This window comes from Chitinophaga pinensis (assembly GCF_007896845.1).
Classification (GTDB): Bacteria; Bacteroidota; Bacteroidia; order Chitinophagales; family Chitinophagaceae; genus Chitinophaga; species Chitinophaga pinensis_C.
On record NZ_VOHS01000005.1, the window covers coordinates 249214 to 263172 of the forward strand.

Sequence of the window (13959 nt, forward strand, 5' to 3'; positions counted from 1 at the left end):
CTAAGCATACAAACACATAACCATGAAGAAATTATATCTACTGATCATATTACTGGCTGCTGTCTGTGCGGGTGCTTATGCCCAGAATGGACTGTCAGGCACCAATTACCAGGCGGTAGTCCGCAACACCAACGGTACCGTTGTCGCCAATAAAGACATCTCTGTCCGCATATCCGTTCTCGGCGGTTCCGCTGCTGGTCCGGTACAATATGAAGAAACGCATGAAGTGAAAACCAGCACACTGGGTCTCTTCAATCTTCAGATAGGTAAGGGTAATGCAACTACCGGCACATTTGCAGCTGTACCCTGGGCTGACGCTAATCAATATTTAAAAGTCGAAGTAAATACCGGTAGCGGCTTTGTAACACTAGGCACCACTGAATTACTGAGTGTTCCCTATGCACTGTTTGCTGCAAATGGAACGCCCGGTCCGGCAGGTCCCGCAGGCCCTCAGGGTCCGGCTGGTCCAACCGGCGCGAAAGGTGATGCCGGTGCTACAGGACCTGCAGGCGCGAAAGGCGATACTGGTCCGGCAGGAGCAGCCGGTCCTCAGGGAGCTCCGGGTGTAGCAGGACCGGTAGGACCTGTAGGTCCGGCTGGTGCTAAAGGAGACGCAGGAGCAGCTGGCCCTCAGGGAGCTCCGGGTGTAGCAGGACCGGTAGGACCTGTAGGCCCGGCTGGTGCTAAAGGAGACGCAGGAGCAGCTGGCCCTCAGGGAGCTCCGGGTGTAGCAGGACCGGTAGGACCTGTAGGCCCGGCTGGCGCTAAAGGAGATGCAGGACCTGCTGGTCCGCAAGGTCCTGTAGGCGCGGTGGGCCCCGTAGGACCGGCAGGTGCGACTGGCCCACAAGGTGATCCGGGTGTAGCAGGACCAGCAGGTCCAATCGGCCCTGTAGGACCAGCGGGTGCGACTGGCCCACAAGGTGATCCGGGGGTTGCAGGACCAGCGGGACCAGTAGGGCCGGTAGGACCTGCAGGTGCAACAGGGCCACAAGGTGATGCAGGCGTAGCCGGACCAATTGGCCCCGTAGGACCTGTAGGACCAGCGGGTGCGGCCGGTGCAATCGGACCAGTAGGCCCGGCAGGTCCACAAGGTCCCGTAGGACCAGCAGGGCCAGCAGGTGAGATCAATGGTGCAGCAGCTGGCGGAGATCTGAGTGGTACTTATCCTAATCCGAATGTGGTGCGTATACAGAACATCCCTGTGTCAGCTACCGCTCCGCTCGCAGGACAAATCCTTAGATTTGACGGCACCAACTGGTTGCCCGGCGTAGCTGGCGGTGGATTCACACTCCCCTATGTTACTGTAGAAAACAACGCCGCTACATTGTTTTCACTGACTAACGATGGAGATGGTACTTCCATAGAAGGTGTGAACAACACGACTACTTCGAGCATCGCCGCTGTACGTGGTATTGTAAATAGTACCGCCCCGGGTGGATTCTCTTCAGCGGTGAGAGGTATCAACAATGGTAGCGGTGGATTAGGTATTGGTGTATGGGGTTCTCAGGCCGGGTCAGGATGGGGCGTATATGGTTCTACTCCGAATGGTCTTGGTGTATATGGTAATGCTTCCGCCAATGGTTACGGTGTATTTGCCAACAGTAATACTGGTACAGGTCTGAATGCCACTTCTGTAAATGGCGTCGCAGCCAATATCAACATTAACAACAACTCAAATAATAACACTGTACTGAACGCTTCTTCTGTTGGTAATGGTACTGTTATCAATGTCAGCACAACTGGCAACGGCGCAGGTGTGCGGAGTAGTACCGTAGCAGGTTTTGGCGTACATGGTATTACTTCTGAACAAACATCTGCCGGTATTGTTGGTGATAACAACGGCGCAGGTGAAGCGATCGTAGGACGTACTACTTCTGATATTGCCGGTGCGATAGTAGGTCGTAATGATGGCGGTGGATATGGCGTAAGAGGTTTTGTAGCTACCAGCACTGCCAACACTGGTATCGGTGTATATGGACAGGTTGGTATCAACAGCAGTACCGGTATGGCGGGTAAATTTGAAAACTTTAATCAGGACAATACAGAAGCAAATATTCTCGAAGTAATCAGCAACAGTAACGGTAATATTCCTGATAATACACTGGGTAATGCCTCTTCCTTCCTGCTGGACAACAATAACAGTGTGGGAGCTGCAGTAAGAGCAGAGGTGAATACCATCTTCGGCAACTTCGGTGCTGCAGGTGTATTCGGTATCTCTTCCGGTACTGGTGGTCGCGCAGGCCTGTTCTATGCATCCAATCCTTCCGGCAACGGCGCCGCTCTGATTGCACTGACCGACGGTAATGGTAATGCCATCACCGCCAATGCCGGTAAAGATGGCAATGGTGTTGAAACTAATATCGATGGTGCAGGTACTGCTCTGTATGCATGGGTGCCTACCTTCAGTGAAGGCCGTGCAGGCAGGTTTGAAATCTTTAATGAGGATAATGAAAATCCTGTAATCACGGTAAAAACGGTTGGTAATGGTACAGCGGGAGATTTTCTGGTGGACAGAACAACCGGTACTTCTCCGGCAGTAAAAGGCGAGGTGACTTCCCAATTTGCCAACTTCGGTACTGCAGGTATATACGGCATATCATCCGGTACCGGCGGTTATGCAGGGCTTTTCCATGCATCTAATCCTGCTGGTAATGGTCCGGCCTTGTTATCACTTGCTGATGGCAACGGTAATGGAATTACTGCCAATGCCGGTGGTAATGGTGATGGTATAGAAGCCAGCTGCGACGGTCAAGGTAATGCGGTATCCGGATTTATCCCCAATTTCGGCACCGGTAAAGCAGGAAGATTCGCAAATTTCAACAATGCGAACGGTCAACCTGTTGTACATATTACAACCAATGGTACAGGTAATGGATTACTGATCAACCATCAGGGTCCATCGGGCAGTGTAGCCGTATTCCAGAGCGCCAGCGGCAACGTAGCTCGTATTAACAAAGCCGGCCGTGGGTTCTTTAACGGCGGTACACAAAACAGTGGCGCTGACGTTGCGGAAGCATTTGATGTCAAAGGTCATGTAAGTCAATATACGCCGGGAGATGTACTCGTGATTGCCGAAGATGCAGATAGAACAGTGGCTTTATCTTCCCAGCCATATTCTACGCTTGTGGCAGGTGTATACGCAACCAAACCGGGCGTATTGCTGACAGAAGAAGATATTGACAATGAACTGGCTGATAAAGTACCAATGGGTGTAATCGGTGTTATTCCGACCAAAGTATGTGGAGAAGGCGGTGCTATCCGCAGAGGTGATCTGCTGGTGACTTCCAGTAAAGCGGGTCACGCAATGAAAGCGGATCTGGATAAAGTGAAACCGGGTCAGGTTATTGGAAAGGCGCTGGAAACTTTTGACGGACAAGGTAATGGTCTGATCAAAGTACTTGTAAACGTAAGATAAAACGCTTTAATACTAGCTAACCGTACACGGCTGGATGACGTAATGTTATCCGGCCGTTTTTTTTATCCCCTGCCTGTTATCTTCAACACACCCTTCTCTCCGATCCATGTCTCAACAGTGACGATAAATAGCAGACGACTTCCAATCACTATCAAACTTGTAGTATTTATAAGCAGCTCAGCAATAAATATTGCATCCGGTTGACGCTCCTACGGTGCAATAGAGATTATCCTGACCATTTATTATAATGAGGACTTGTATGCTTTATAAATAACAGCAACATTTTGTGCTTTCTCTGCTTTCAGTACTAAACGATGGGCTGTATTCAGACATCCCGCTTATCCGCTGACTTGTCCTATTTATAAATAACGTAGTAAGAAAATCGATGTGGTCACCGACTTTGGGGCAACAGTGATCAGTGATAGCCTGATTTTCTGTTATGATGACAAGAGGTATCATTTATAAGCAATGTGGAAATAGTCATCCCCGACTACTTTTGTGGATGGATAACCCTTAACTATTACTATCAGGAGAATAACTTACCCCATGCCATCAGACATAAGATATCCTGCTCGTCTGTATATTGACGAAAATCGGGATTACCGGTATAAGCTATGGGAAAACAATTGTGCATTGAAAACATTACTCAACACACCTCACTATAGACAGTGGAGTAGTCCTGATAAAGATGAGTGTTTTCACATCAGCAGGTAACGGGTTGAATCGTGTACCTGATATTGCTGTTCATTAACCGTCTAAACGGTCATGTTGCAGTCTGGCATATACTGCCGGCTTTCAGGGATAGATTGGCAGTGCATAACGGACACAAAAAAAGAGAACATCCCCCGGTATAGCCCGGAGGATGTTTCTCCTATATCTTTATAAACCATCTACCTTGCGGCAGTAGATTTAGATCCTGAAGTGGGAGAATGCCTTGTTCGCTTCAGCCATACGGTGAGTATCTTCTTTCTTTTTGAAAGCGCCACCTTCACCTTTGCTTGCCGCTACGATTTCGTTAGCCAGTTTCTCAGCCATGCTCTTACCATTTCTCTCACCAGCGTAACGGATTAACCATTTAATGCACAGAGAAACCTTTCTGTCAGGACGAACCTCAGAAGGGATCTGGAAGGTAGCACCACCGATACGACGGCTTCTAACTTCTACAGCAGGAGTTACGTTTGCCAGAGCTTTTTTCCAAACCTCGTAACCATTATCGTTGGTTATCTGGCTTACTCTGTCAATCGCATCATAAAATATCCTATAGGCAATGCTCTTTTTGCCCTGTTCCATCACGTTGTTAACAAACCGGGTAACCAGTTTGTCGTTAAAGCGCGGATCCGGAGCCAGAGGCATCTTCTTTGCGGCTTGCTTTCTCATTTATTTGGAAAATTTCAACTATTTGTAAAAATATTATTTCTTAGCCTTTTCCTTTTTGGTACCATACTTGGAACGGCTCTGCTTTCTATCTTTCACACCTGCAGTATCCAGAGAACCACGAACGATGTGGTAACGAACACCTGGCAGATCTTTCACCCTACCACCACGGATCAGCACGATTGAGTGCTCCTGAAGGTTGTGACCTTCACCTGGGATATAAGCAATCACCTCTACTTTGTTTGTCAGACGCACCTTTGCAACCTTGCGCAGCGCAGAGTTTGGCTTTTTAGGAGTGGTTGTGTACACACGGGTACATACACCACGACGCTGAGGACAGCTATCTAAAGCCCTGGACTTGGATTTAGCCCGGATAATTTCTCTTCCTTTTCTTACTAATTGTTGTATAGTAGGCATTCTACCTAAGTTTTTTTTCTGTCGGTTTACAATGACATCCAAATCACCCAGAATGGGAATTTGGGAGGGCAAAGGTACATTTATCCCTATTAATAACAAAATGTTTTGAACATTTTTTTGAAATACCCTCTAACGACCTGACAGAACGGTCACTATGTCTTTCCATTCCTGTTCCAGTGACACTTCCGGCATTGGTTGGCCAGCGCGTGAATACCAATAACGGGCATTACCACGGTCGCCTTCCTTTCTGTGGAGATAAGCGTGCACCCAGGCAGCTGTATCGCCATCCAGGTGTTCTATAATATCATGCGCCTTTTGCCAGTTTCCTTTGCCGTCCCACCATAGGGAGGCCAGGTATGGAGAAGTGCCTGCGGGAGGCATAGCCTGGCTGAGGGATTCCAGAAAAGCAGAAAGTGTCATCCTGCAAAGATGCACTTTTTCACCGTGAATGCATAATGTTACAGGAGCAAACTGCGGACAGTACTGTATATAGAGATATTATTGTATTGATTTTCAATATTTAACAAGCAATAAAATTACTCCCCGCTACTACTCCTGTATAGTGGCAGGCATATCATCTATATTTGTGTACAATAGTTTTCTGCCCAAACAACGCATGTCTCTCACCTGATCTCGCTATGATATTTACTATGTATTAGTTATCCTACGTTCATCCTACGTTCATGAACGTAGGATGAACGTAGGATAACTAATACATAGTAAAGGATAAACCGGGTATTAAGTAAAGGATCAGACTACTCCTCTAAGACAGGGGGCTTAATTACTGATGCCTGATTGTTACCTTAAAGAGAAGGGGCCATCCGCATCTGCAAATGGCCCCTAACTAACACAACTAAGACTATTTTAGTGTTTTGATACTTTATAGTTCCAGTGACGGGTATCGTCTGCCTTTCCTGTACGGATAGCATCCAGACGTTCCAGCAGCTCAGCACCTACTGCATATTTGGTGGTATCGAGGCGGATTTCGTGCTCTTTATAGTGCAGTTCTTCCACATAAGCTACGCTGGATGCAGTACCTGTACCGAATACCTCACGCAGGGTGCCGGCTTTCCACGCAGCTACCACCTCTTCTATAGAAACAGGACGTTCTTCTACAGTCAGTCCCATATCAGTCAGTACGTCCATTACACTCGTTCTGGTAACTCCTGCAAGGATAGTGCCCTGTGTCAGATCAGGTGTGATGGCTTTATTACCGATGATCGCAAATACGTTCATCGTGCCACATTCCTGTAAATATTTATACTCGAGGCCGTCTACCCACAGGATCTGATCAAATCCCTGTTTACGTGCCTGCATAGTCGGATACATCGCTCCGCCATAGTTACCGGCAGCCTTTGCATAACCTACGCCGCCAGGAAAAGCACGGATATACTTATCCTGTACCAGCAATTTAATAGGCTTATTAAAGTACGGACCAGACGGAGAATTAATAATAACGAATTTATAGGTGTCAGAAGGTTTTACACCGATAAATTCATCTGCTGCAATCATGAAAGGTCGCAGGTACAGTGAGCAACCGTCATTGGATGGCACCCAATCCCGGTCGAGGTCGATCAGCATGTCCATGCCCCCGATGAATAACCATTCAGGAACCTCAGGCATACCCATTCTCTCTGCGGAAGTGTTAAAACGTGCATAGTTGTCATAAGGACGGAAGATCATAGGGTTACCTTCCTGATCCTTGTATGATTTGATACCTTCGAAGATAGCCTGACCGTAGTGCCAGGCGGCATTGGAAGGACTTACTGAAAGATGCTGAAATGGTAAAATCTCTGCATTTTTCCATTCTTTCCCGTCAAAGTCAGCCACCAGCATGTGGTCAGCGTACTTCTTCCCGAATACCAGGTTGTTAAAATCAATCTCATTGATCCGGCTCTGAGCCGTCCGGGTCACTTTAATCTTCTTAACTGCCTCTTCTAGTACGGCATTTGTCGTTGGATTGTCTACCATCATAAGGACCTTTAAATTTTTTATTGATGTTTTGGTGTCTGAATTTCAATTCCCGGTCCTGTTCCCGTTTAAAATCTAAAGTCGGAAATCCTGAATCTAAAATTGAATACTCTTACATTTGCTCACTGTCAGATGCAAATAAACTGATTTTTTCCCCAAAGGGGAGCGATATATTAAGTTAAATACACATAAACATGTCTTTCGATAAATTGCAACTCGATCCTTACATACTGGCCAGGATATACACCCAGCCTATCATTCCGGGGAAAAAGGAACCTGTTGCAGTCGTGACGGAGACTGCTCCTAAAGTCAAATTTTTAGGTGAAAATCAAAAAAACATCGCGCTATTCATACAAAATGCCGGTGATGCATACTTAAACGATGATTTGTTCAACCTGTTAACTAATATATTGAACGCCTGTAAACTCGGCGTACAGGATATCGCACTCATCAACACCGCTCAGTACGGTAATCTGCCATTCGCTACGTGGCAGGCTGCAGTACCTATGAAGCAGGCAGTACTATTTGGTATTCCACCTGCTGCAATGGGACTGGAAGCAGTATCCACTTATCAGTTAGTACAGGTTAACGGTTGTCAGCTGCTCTGCTCTGATGAGCTGCAGATCATTGCGCAGGATAAAGTGCTGAAAGGAAAACTCTGGATGGGATTGAAGCAATTACTGGGTATCTGAATATTACCAAAGACATTAAAACACTGCTTTTCTAATGAAACTTGTATTTGCTACCAATAACGAAAACAAGATAAAGGAAATCCGCTCTGTGCTGGGTGACAGCTTTTCTATCATCACCCTTCAGGAGGCAGGTATTGATATCGATATTCCCGAACCACACGATACACTGGAAGAGAATGCCCGGGAGAAATCAACTGTCATTTTTAATATGACCGGTAAGGATTGCTTCTCCGAAGATACCGGACTGGAAATAGATGCACTGGACGGCGCTCCGGGTGTATTATCCGCCCGATATGCCGGCGAACAAAAACTATCGGAAGACAACATTGCCAAAGTATTAAAAGAAATGAAAGGGCAGGAAAACAGGAAAGCGCATTTCAGAACGGTCATTTCTCTTATCCTCGGCGGACAAGAATTTCAGTTCACCGGTGTATGCCCCGGCACTATCCTCACCGAAACCCGTGGCGGCAAAGGATTCGGTTATGATCCCATCTTTGTGCCGGATGGTTCGGATCTCACATTCGCAGAAATGGATATGGCTGGAAAAATAAGTTCAGTCACCGTGCAAAAGCTTTTCAGCAACTGGTCACTTTCCTGAAAGCAGAGGGAACAAAAAGCCTTCCTCTCTGAGACCAGCCCTACAGGCAGTACACTTAACAGTAGTAAAAGATCTATCAATATAAAGCATGGCAAGAGTTAAATTAGATATACCGGAAAAACTGCATTACACAACACAGATCCCGGTAAGGGTGACAGATGTAAACTATGGCGGACACGTAGGCAATGACGCTATCCTGTCCATTCTTCATCAGGCAAGGATCAATTACCTCCATGCCCTCGGACTCGAAGAAAGAGGTCCGGAAACAGGCCTTATCATGGCAGATGCGGCACTCGTATATAAAGGAGAAGGATTTCTCAAGGATATATTTGATATCGCCATCGGAGCAGCTGACATCTCTCCTTTCGGCTTTGACATTTATTACAGGATCACTACTATTCGTGATGGTAAAACTATCGTCATCGCTGAAGCGAAATCAGGTATGATCTTCTTTGATTATACCAACAGGAAGGTCGCCAGACTTCCGGAAGAATGGAAAGAAAAAATATCTGCATAAACAATCAAGCATAAGAATGGAAAACGGAAATCTGACGAATATTATCAGACAACGCCGCAATATCAAACCGGCAAGTATGAACGGGAAGAGAATTCCTGATGAACAGGTACGTGAAATACTGGAACTGGCTGACTGGGCACCTACCCACGGCTATACAGAACCATGGTACTTCGTGGTATTCAGTGGAGAAGGCGTAAAACAATTCTGTCAGGCGCATGCCGACATTTATAAAGCCAATACTCCTGCTGAAAAATTTGCACAGGCAAGCTATGAAAAGCTGCAGCAACAGGGCGACCTTGCATCACATGTGATCGCAATCTGTATGAAGAGAGGCAACAAACCAGCCATTCCTGAGCTGGAAGAAATTGCTTCCGTTGCCTGCGCCACACAAAACCTCTGGCTCGGCGCAACCGAAAAAGGACTGGCCGGCTATTGGGGTTCAGGTGGTATGACCTTCCACCCTGCCATGAAGGAATATCTTTCCTTACGTGAAGAAGATAAAGTGCTCGGTTTCTTTTATCTCGGCTATACGGATGAACAAATTCCGGAAGGCAGAAGACTGAAGCCGGTGGAAGAGAAATTCAAGTGGATGTAATTTCAATCAGGAATTAAGAATTAAGAACTGGGATTAAATGCCCGAAGCTATAATTCTTAATTCCTGATATTAAGATGTAATTCCTAATTGTTTGCCATGCGCCTCCATATCTTTCTGATCGCCCTTCTTATCAGTGCCAACCTCTCCGCACAGAACCAGACGGCTCCTCCCAGGCCTATTGACAGCGCGACACTCAGCAAAATCATTTCCCAGCAGGTAAAAGATACTTCCTCCGGTAAATCGGTGATCAGGCTATCAGATACTTCTGTCGCTATTATCATTACACGGCTGGAAACCTATACCCTGATGTTGAATCAGGTGATGAGTACCTTAAGACGTGGACTTGATACGGCAGAGATCAGTGAAAACATTCCGCTGATCGACTCGTCTATGAAAGTGGTACAGAAAGATATGACAGCTATCGGCAGTACCAATAACGTGCACGATCTTTATACAAACCGGGTGCTATTGGTGCAGCTGGAAAGAAAACTGGACAACTGGCAGGATGTGTTGTTTAAGTTTCACGACAGACTCGTGAATATCACTGATACGCTTCAGCTGCTGCGGAAAGATACGAGTATGCGTAACATACCGTCGGAAGATGAATTACGGGGTATCTACGTCGGACAAATGGCTTCGCTCATTCAGAAATGGCGACAGGTGGACAGTGCAAATAAGGTCAATCTGCTACACCTCGGATTATTACAGAATAAAGTTGCCAAACGTTATATTGATGTAACCAATCTGCTGGAGGATATGGATTACCAGCTGACGCGCTTCAGTCAGCGGATGTTCAACAAAGACTTCAGTTATCTCTGGGAGCCGCCTTTACCGGATAAGAAAGGCCCAAAATTTCCGGAAGTGTTACATCGCTCCGTCCGCAAAAACCTCAACATTCTAAAGATATTCTTTGCAGTCAGCGGACCAGTTTACCTCATCTGGATATTTGGCGCAGCATTGTTTTTATGGTGGGTAAAATTCAATGCCCGTAAGATCAAACGCAAACATGAAGAACGGGAAGCAGAAACGATCCTGCAACATTCCCGTTATCTGTACCGATACCCTATCGCCAGTACGATCCTGCTCGCTTCTACCCTATCATTCCTGATCTCTATCCAGTATCCGATATTTTATTCCGGTATTTGCTGGATGATCACGGCTATTACGACGACAGTTATTATCCGCAATAATATCCCTCCCAATTTGTTAAAAAGGTGGTACCTGCTGGTGTTTCTGCTGGCACTGTATTGTGTCAATAACCTGTTGATACAGGTTACATTCTTTGAGCAATGGGGCATTTTTATCGGGGGTACACTGGCTATTGTTCTTGGAATTTACCTGTTGCGTACACTACGAAATACGACACTGCCATTGCCGAAATATTCCCGTTCTGCTATCTGGACATTTATCATATTAAGCGGACTTTCTGTCATACTTGTATTAATGGCCAGAGTAGCAGCCGCCAAAATAATGGGAGCTGCCAGTGTGGTCAGCATTACCATGGCGCTGGGTATTGTACTGATGGTGGAAATACTGATGGAGGCAATTTACATACAGGTAGAAGCCAAAAAGGATTCCAGCACCTTCATTTCCATGATCGATTATCAGAACATCAAATCACGTTTAAAAACGATCTTTTATATCGCTGCATCCGTTGGCTGGCTGGCCTTACTGGCCCGTAATCTTTACATGTATGATGGATTATATGAGATCATCAGTAACATGCTGGTCGCAGAAAGAAAGATCGGCAACTTTACTTTCTCTTTCAGCAGTGTGATCATTTTCCTGTTGATCATCTGGTTGTCTACCGTTGTGACGCAGATCCTCTCCTATCTGCTGGGCTATACCGGTCAATCATCACAACCACAGAAAAAACTTGGTTCGGCGATGTTATTGATACGGTTGGCCGTGCTGGGAGCAGGTACCCTGCTGGCATTTGCTGCCTCAGGCATACCTATGGATAAGCTGGCGATTGTGATAGGCGCATTGGGTGTCGGTATTGGTTTTGGTCTGCAGAACATTGTGAACAACCTTGTTTCGGGTATCATACTGGCTTTTGAAAAGCCGATAGAGGTGGGTGACGTCATCGAGTTAGGCAGCAGATCTGGTGTTGTAAAAGAAATCGGTATCCGTTCCAGTAAGATTTCCGCCGGAGACGGATCCGAGGTGATTGTACCTAATGGTGATCTGATTGCGCAACAGCTGGTAAACTGGACACTGACCAGCAGGACACGCCGTGTAGACGTAGTGGTAGGCGTTGCGTATGGCAGTGATCTGAAGAAAGCGCTGACTGTTATTAAAGAGTATCTGGTCAATCAGGAAGATATTCTGAAAACACCGGATCCTACGGTATTGTTACAGAACTTCCGGGATACCGGTGTGGACATACAGGCAATGTTCTGGATCAGTGATCTGGGGCAGGCAGGTGTGACGAAAAGTGAGGTACTCACCGATATCTACATCAAATTACAGGAAGCAGGTATCAGTATCGCCTATCCGAGACCACAGCAATTCCAGTTCAATATGGAACCGGGTATCTGGAAACAGCAACCTGCACAGACGCCGGCCACACCTTCTGCACCGATAGCATCGGTAACGCCGACACCTGCGGGAACTCCGCCGGGAGCAGCTGGTACAGGAGAAAGGCCTTCGACACCGGAAAGTCCTGCTCCTAATCCATAAAATGAAGCAATTGCACTAACATCAACAATAGCGGGCGCCGGGAACCGTATGGCAAATTTCCACTACATTTGTAGCAGGTAACCGTGCCAATATAAACCAGTCGCGATATGCGAAGTATTTTGTTCCTGCTTCTGATTGTAGCCTTGAGAGGATCTGCTCATGCACAGGTCTTTCAATACCCTGATAAAGCTTTCGCGCAAGCGCAGGCATCGGGCAAAAAAATCATGTTAGTTTTCTCCGGCTCCGACTGGTGTATACCCTGCATCCGTTTCAATAAACAAATATTATCAGATAGTAGTTTTCTGCGTTTTGCAGGAGAAAATCTGGTGTTACTGGAGGCTGATTTTCCACAGAGAAAAAAGATCGCTGCTCCTCTCCGGCAACAATATGATTCACTGGCGGCGGCGTTTAATCCGGATGGAGCTTTCCCACAGTTAGTGTTGTTAAGTCCGCAGAAAAAACTGCTCGCTTACATCCCTTACCGGGAGGAAACACCAGATGGGTTTATCACTACGCTTAAACATCTTCTTCAATAGACCTCATGCAGAGCAGTAAGCTTCATACACGGTTAATGGGTTCTGATTTCGAACTGATAGCCACCGGCGTAACAGCAGCTATTGCAAATCGCAGACTGGAGCAGGGAGTCGCTGAGATCAAACGGATAGAGTCACTGCTTACCGTGTACAGCGAGACCTCTGTTACAGCACAACTCAATGCACAGGCAGGTGGTACTCCCCTGACAGTACCGGCAGAAGTATATCAGCTGCTGCTGCGCTGTAATAAGATCAGCACAATCACGCAGGGAGCTTTTGATATTACGGCGGGTGTGTTGAAAAAGCTTTTCAATTTCAAATACGATCATTTTAGCTGGCCTGATGAAAATGCTATCACACAGGCGATGGCCTATACGGGCTTTCAACATATTGCCTTACTGGATCATCATGGTGTGCAACTGAAACGTGCAGGTATGCGTGTTGATTTCGGAGCGATCGGAAAGGGTTATGCAGCAGACAGGGTGAAAGCACTCTGGATAGCGGATGGCGCCACCAGTGGCGTCGTGAATGCCAGTGGGGACCTGACTGCCTGGGGTACACAACCGGATGGCGGTCCGTGGAAAGTAGGAATTGCCCATCCTGATGATCCACAAAAGATCTCTTTATGGTTACCGGTCAATAATGCATCTGTTGCCACCTCCGGTAACTATGAGCAATATGTGGAACGAAACGGTATTCGTTATTCACATAACATCGATCCGCGTAAAGGATGGCCGGTACCCTATATCAAAAGTGTGACAATTGTGAGTCCCAGTGCGGAACTTTCTGATGCACTGGCGACGGCAGTCACCGTTATGGGCCCTGAGGTGGGACTCAATCTGGTAAATCAGTTACCGGAAGTACATTGTATTATAATAGACGGGAAGAATAAAGTTTTTCAATCGGATAATATTCAAATACATGCGAAAGCGTAATAGCGGGAGCATTCTCCTCTTCAGCGCAGCAGGTATACTGAGCATACTGTTACTGCAATCCTGCGTAGCAGTAAAACCATATCAGCGTGCCTATCTGAATGACGAGTCAATGCAACTGGGCAAGACACAAATGGAAAAATTTGATGAAAACGTACAGACCTACCGTGAAGGAAGCAGTGGTGGAGGCAGTGGTAAAAGCAGCGGTGGTTGTGGTTGTAACTAATCAG

13 protein-coding genes are annotated in these 13959 nt (G+C 46.6%); 9 read left to right on the forward strand and 4 right to left on the reverse strand.

The features are described 5' to 3' along the window. Window positions 1-22: 22 nt before the first annotated feature. The gene (locus tag FEF09_RS07500) at window positions 23-3418 is read left to right on the forward strand and encodes a collagen-like protein (protein ID WP_146304521.1); all 3396 of its coding nucleotides are present in this window, start codon (window positions 23-25) and stop codon (window positions 3416-3418) included. 909 nt (window positions 3419-4327) lie between these two features. On the opposite strand, the gene rpsG is transcribed toward FEF09_RS07500, so the two are convergent. From rpsG to FEF09_RS07520, 4 genes are all read right to left on the reverse strand, one after another. Then, window positions 4328-4795, reverse strand: coding sequence for a 30S ribosomal protein S7 (gene rpsG / locus FEF09_RS07505; protein WP_012789279.1), 468 nt, complete (start codon window positions 4793-4795; stop codon window positions 4328-4330). Window positions 4796-4828: 33 nt separating this feature from the next. Beyond that, window positions 4829-5209 (reverse strand): 30S ribosomal protein S12, encoded by a 381-nt coding sequence (gene rpsL / locus FEF09_RS07510; protein WP_012789278.1) that lies wholly within the window; start codon window positions 5207-5209, stop codon window positions 4829-4831. A 129-nt stretch (window positions 5210-5338) separates the two neighbouring features. Further along, entirely contained in the window at window positions 5339-5629 is a 291-nt protein-coding gene (locus FEF09_RS07515) for a hypothetical protein (RefSeq protein ID WP_146304522.1), read from the reverse strand. A gap of 444 nt (window positions 5630-6073) precedes the next feature. Continuing rightward, window positions 6074-7183, reverse strand: a complete 1110-nt coding sequence (locus FEF09_RS07520; protein WP_261387384.1) for a branched-chain amino acid aminotransferase — start codon at window positions 7181-7183, stop codon at window positions 6074-6076. Window positions 7184-7374: 191 nt separating this feature from the next. Here FEF09_RS07520 and FEF09_RS07525 point away from each other — a divergent pair, with 191 nt between their 5' ends. The 8 genes from FEF09_RS07525 (at window position 7375) to FEF09_RS07560 (ending at window position 13955) form a co-directional block, all read left to right on the forward strand. Next, on the forward strand, window positions 7375-7872 hold the full coding sequence (locus FEF09_RS07525; RefSeq protein ID WP_146304523.1) for a hypothetical protein: 498 nt from the start codon (window positions 7375-7377) through the stop codon (window positions 7870-7872). A 34-nt stretch (window positions 7873-7906) separates the two neighbouring features. Further along, the gene (gene rdgB, locus FEF09_RS07530; protein ID WP_261387385.1) at window positions 7907-8470 is read left to right on the forward strand and encodes an RdgB/HAM1 family non-canonical purine NTP pyrophosphatase; all 564 of its coding nucleotides are present in this window, start codon (window positions 7907-7909) and stop codon (window positions 8468-8470) included. 88 nt (window positions 8471-8558) lie between these two features. Continuing rightward, entirely contained in the window at window positions 8559-8987 is a 429-nt protein-coding gene (locus FEF09_RS07535) for a thioesterase family protein (protein ID WP_146304524.1), read from the forward strand. 16 nt (window positions 8988-9003) lie between these two features. Continuing rightward, a complete protein-coding gene (locus FEF09_RS07540; RefSeq protein ID WP_146304525.1) occupies window positions 9004-9582 on the forward strand; it encodes a nitroreductase in 579 nt (192 codons plus the stop codon). A gap of 96 nt (window positions 9583-9678) precedes the next feature. Further along, window positions 9679-12264 carry a mechanosensitive ion channel family protein gene (locus FEF09_RS07545; RefSeq protein WP_146304526.1) on the forward strand — a complete coding sequence of 862 codons (2586 nt, stop codon included), beginning with the start codon at window positions 9679-9681 and terminating at the stop codon, window positions 12262-12264. Window positions 12265-12371: 107 nt separating this feature from the next. Further along, window positions 12372-12800, forward strand: coding sequence for a thioredoxin family protein (locus FEF09_RS07550; RefSeq protein WP_146304527.1), 429 nt, complete (start codon window positions 12372-12374; stop codon window positions 12798-12800). Window positions 12801-12805: 5 nt separating this feature from the next. Then, window positions 12806-13732, forward strand: coding sequence for an FAD:protein FMN transferase (locus FEF09_RS07555; protein WP_146304528.1), 927 nt, complete (start codon window positions 12806-12808; stop codon window positions 13730-13732). Beyond that, the gene (locus tag FEF09_RS07560) at window positions 13719-13955 is read left to right on the forward strand and encodes a DUF4266 domain-containing protein (protein WP_146304529.1); all 237 of its coding nucleotides are present in this window, start codon (window positions 13719-13721) and stop codon (window positions 13953-13955) included. Before FEF09_RS07555 ends, FEF09_RS07560 begins: the two co-directional genes overlap by 14 nt. Window positions 13956-13959 lie beyond the last annotated feature (4 nt).

Bases quoted from the DNA above. Each gene is read 5' to 3' on its own strand.
- FEF09_RS07500 (WP_146304521.1), top strand. From the start codon at position 23: ATGAAGAAATTATATCTACTGATCATATTACTGGCTGCTGTCTGTGCG.
- rpsG (WP_012789279.1), bottom strand. From the start codon at position 4,795: ATGAGAAAGCAAGCCGCAAAGAAGATGCCTCTGGCTCCGGATCCGCGC.
- rpsL (WP_012789278.1), bottom strand. From the start codon at position 5,209: ATGCCTACTATACAACAATTAGTAAGAAAAGGAAGAGAAATTATCCGG.
- FEF09_RS07515 (WP_146304522.1), bottom strand. From the start codon at position 5,629: ATGACACTTTCTGCTTTTCTGGAATCCCTCAGCCAGGCTATGCCTCCC.
- FEF09_RS07520 (WP_261387384.1), bottom strand. From the start codon at position 7,183: ATGATGGTAGACAATCCAACGACAAATGCCGTACTAGAAGAGGCAGTT.
- FEF09_RS07525 (WP_146304523.1), top strand. From the start codon at position 7,375: ATGTCTTTCGATAAATTGCAACTCGATCCTTACATACTGGCCAGGATA.
- rdgB (WP_261387385.1), top strand. From the start codon at position 7,907: ATGAAACTTGTATTTGCTACCAATAACGAAAACAAGATAAAGGAAATC.
- FEF09_RS07535 (WP_146304524.1), top strand. From the start codon at position 8,559: ATGGCAAGAGTTAAATTAGATATACCGGAAAAACTGCATTACACAACA.
- FEF09_RS07540 (WP_146304525.1), top strand. From the start codon at position 9,004: ATGGAAAACGGAAATCTGACGAATATTATCAGACAACGCCGCAATATC.
- FEF09_RS07545 (WP_146304526.1), top strand. From the start codon at position 9,679: ATGCGCCTCCATATCTTTCTGATCGCCCTTCTTATCAGTGCCAACCTC.
- FEF09_RS07550 (WP_146304527.1), top strand. From the start codon at position 12,372: ATGCGAAGTATTTTGTTCCTGCTTCTGATTGTAGCCTTGAGAGGATCT.
- FEF09_RS07555 (WP_146304528.1), top strand. From the start codon at position 12,806: ATGCAGAGCAGTAAGCTTCATACACGGTTAATGGGTTCTGATTTCGAA.
- FEF09_RS07560 (WP_146304529.1), top strand. From the start codon at position 13,719: ATGCGAAAGCGTAATAGCGGGAGCATTCTCCTCTTCAGCGCAGCAGGT.